The sequence below is a fragment of the Burkholderia sp. Ac-20379 genome (genome assembly GCF_017104645.1).
In the GTDB taxonomy this organism is placed as follows: Bacteria; Pseudomonadota; Gammaproteobacteria; order Burkholderiales; family Burkholderiaceae; genus Burkholderia.
Genome location: NZ_JAAGPF010000549.1, coordinates 1 through 2,973 on the forward strand (window position 1 = coordinate 1; position 2,973 = coordinate 2,973).

General features: G+C 73.2%; 2 protein-coding genes. One reads left to right on the plus strand and one right to left on the minus strand.

Features of this window, described 5'->3' with window-relative positions; all coding sequences use genetic code 11:
• Positions 1-192: 192 nt before the first annotated feature.
• Positions 193-1,620: an aldehyde dehydrogenase family protein gene (locus G3N92_RS32575; RefSeq protein WP_206131639.1), complete on the plus strand. Its 1,428-nt coding sequence runs from the start codon at positions 193-195 to the stop codon at positions 1,618-1,620.
• Between the two features lie 59 nt (positions 1,621-1,679).
• Here G3N92_RS32575 and G3N92_RS32580 read toward each other — a convergent pair.
• Positions 1,680-2,973 (minus strand): GMC oxidoreductase (locus tag G3N92_RS32580; RefSeq protein ID WP_206131640.1); only part of this gene is annotated, 1,294 nt, incomplete at its 5' end.

The window sequence follows — 2,973 nt, forward strand, 5'->3', positions numbered from 1 at the left end:
GCGGCAACAACGCGGCGAGCGCGGCGGCGGCTTGAGCGTCGCGCGGGAGCCCGGCACGGGCCGGCGCCGCGCCGCCTGCGCCCGACATCCCGCTTCGCAGCCATTTTCGCGGCCATTTTCGCGGCCATTCCCGCGCGGCCCCGGTTTTCGCGAGGCCGCGTGTCCTTTCCCTCGATCACCCCGGAATCGAGCATGACCAATGCCCTGAGCTTCTACATCGACGGCGCGTGGGTCGCGCCGTTCGGCGACGCGCGCCTGCCCGTCGTCGATCCGTGCACCGAACAGCCCTACGCCGACGTGGCGCTCGGCGACGCGCGCGACGTCGAGCGCGCCGTGGCCGCCGCGAAACGCGCGTTCCCGAGCTTTTCGCAGACCGAACCTTCCGAGCGCGTCGCGCTGCTGCGGCGCGTGCTCGAGGTCTATCTGCGCCGCTACGACGCGTTCGCCGCCACGCTGTCGCGCGAGCTGGGCGCACCGCCCGCGCTGGCCGCCGACTGGCAGGCCGGGCTCGGCCGGCGCCATCTCGAAGAACTGCTGCGCACCGCCGAGACGTTCGCGTGGCAGCGCCGCAAGGGCTCGACGCTGATCCGCCACGAGCCGGTGGGCGTGGTCGCGCTGATCACGCCGTGGAACTGGCCGATCAACCAGATCGTCTGCAAGGTCGCGCCGGCGCTGCTGGCCGGCTGCACGATGGTGCTCAAGCCGAGCGAGGTGTCGCCGCTCGACGCCGCGCTGTTCGCCGACGTGCTGCACGAGGCGGGCGTGCCGCCCGGCGTGTTCAACCTCGTGCACGGCGACGGCCCGGGCGTGGGCGCGGCGCTGTGCGCGCATCCCGACGTCGACATGGTGTCGTTCACCGGCTCGACGCGCGCCGGCGTGCAGGTGGCCACGCTGGCCGCGCCGGGCGTGAAGCGCGTGCATCAGGAACTGGGCGGCAAATCGGCGAACCTGCTGCTCGACGACGCCGATTTCGAAACGGCCGTGAAGCACGGCGTGGACAGTTGCTTCAGCAACAGCGGCCAGTCGTGCAACGCGCCGACCCGGATGCTGGTGCCGGCCGAGCGTCACGACGAGGCGGTGGAGATCGCACGGCGCGCGGCGCTCGCGCATCGCGTCGGCGCGCCCGATACGCCGGGCGTGACGATGGGGCCGGTGATCAACGCGGTGCAGTTCGGCCGAGTGCAGCGGTTGATCGAGGCGGGCGTGGCCGAGGGCGCGCAGCTCGTGGCGGGCGGCCCCGGCCGGCCCGACGGGCTCGCGCACGGCTATTACGTGAAGCCCACCGTGTTCGCGAACGTGCGCCCCGACATGACGATCGCCAGCGAGGAGATCTTCGGGCCGGTGCTCGCGATCCTGCCGTACCGCGACGAGGAAGACGCGATCGCGATCGCCAACGACAGCCCGTACGGCCTGGCCGCCTACGTGCAGTCGGCCGATCTCGAGCGCGCGCGGCGCGTGGGGTTCCGGCTGCGTGCGGGCGGCGTCTACCTGAACTATCCGGCCTGGGATGCGGGCGCGCCGTTCGGCGGCTACAAGCAGTCGGGCAACGGCCGCGAATACGCCGAGTGGGGCCTGGAGGCGTTTCTCGAAGTGAAGGGGATGATCGGCTACGGCGACTGACGCCGCGTCGGCCGCTCGAACGCCGTGCCGCGCATCGTGTGTGGCACGGCGTTTTTCATTCAGGCCGCGGCTTGCGCCAGGGTTGCGCGGCCGAGCAGCGCGTCGGCGATGCGCTCCGCGATCATGATGGTGGGCACGTTGGTGTTCGCGCACGGAATCGACGGCATCAGCGACGCGTCGCACACGCTGAGGCCGTCCACGCCGTGCACCGCGCCGTCCGCGCCGGTGACGGCCAGCGCATCGTCGGCCGCGCCCATCCGGCAGGTGCCCGACGGGTGCCAGGTGCCGCCCACCGAGCGCGTGACGAACTCGGTCAGCGCGGCGTCGTCGGCGAGCAGCGTGTCGAGCGAGACGCCCTGCGTGACGACGCGCTCGATCAGCGCACTTCGCATCGGCCCGGCCGCGTCGAGCAGCGCGCTCAACGCGCCGCGCTGCACGGCATTCCAGCGGCCCGGCTGCGCCACCGCCGCCACGCGCGGCGAATAGCTCGACGGAAAGCGCGGCCCGAGCCGCGCGGCCAGCGCGGGATCGGCCAGCGTCTGCGCGCCGAAGCGCACCGCGCCCTTGAGCCGTTCGAGATCGCGTGCGTCCGACAGCATCGAGAACGCCACCGCCGGTTCCTCGCGCGCATCGGCCGAGGCCAGCGCGACGCGGCCGCGCGAATACGATTTGTTGACCCAGAAGAACATCGTGCCGAGCCGGTATCCCACCGAGTGCCAGCCCGAACGCGACAGGATCGCGCCGTGCATGTCGCCGGGCGGCGTGCCGGGCAGCCCCGACGAATAGCGCACGATGGCCTGCTCGTGATGCTCGTCGGGAAACGGCGTGCGCGCCGCGCGCGGCAGGAACGCCGACACCGCGATCGACGGATGTTCCATCAGGTTGCGGCCCACGCCGTCGCGCGCGGCGATCACCGCGATGCCGAGCGCCTGGAGATCGGCGGCCGGCCCGATGCCGCTGCGCATCAGCAGCGCCGGGCTGTGGATCGCCCCCGCGCTGACGATCACGTGCCGCGCGTGCAGCGTGGCGCGGCTGCCGTCCGGGCGGATCACGTCCGCGCCCACGGCGCGCCGGCCGTCGAAGCGCACGCGTTCGACCTGCGTGTCGGTGGCCAGCGTCAGGTTCGGGCGGGCGCGCGCGGCGTCGTCGAGATAGCAGACCGAGGTGGGAATGCGCTCGCCCTGTTCGCTGACGGCGAGCGCCCCGACGAACGCGCCGTCCTGCCACGGGCCGTTCTGGTCGTCGCGCAGCGGCAGGCCGCGCCGGCCGAGCGCGTCGATCACGCCGCGCACGAACGGCGAGAGCCGCTCCGGCGCCGCGCGTTGCACGCGCAACGGGCCGCTCGCGCCGTGC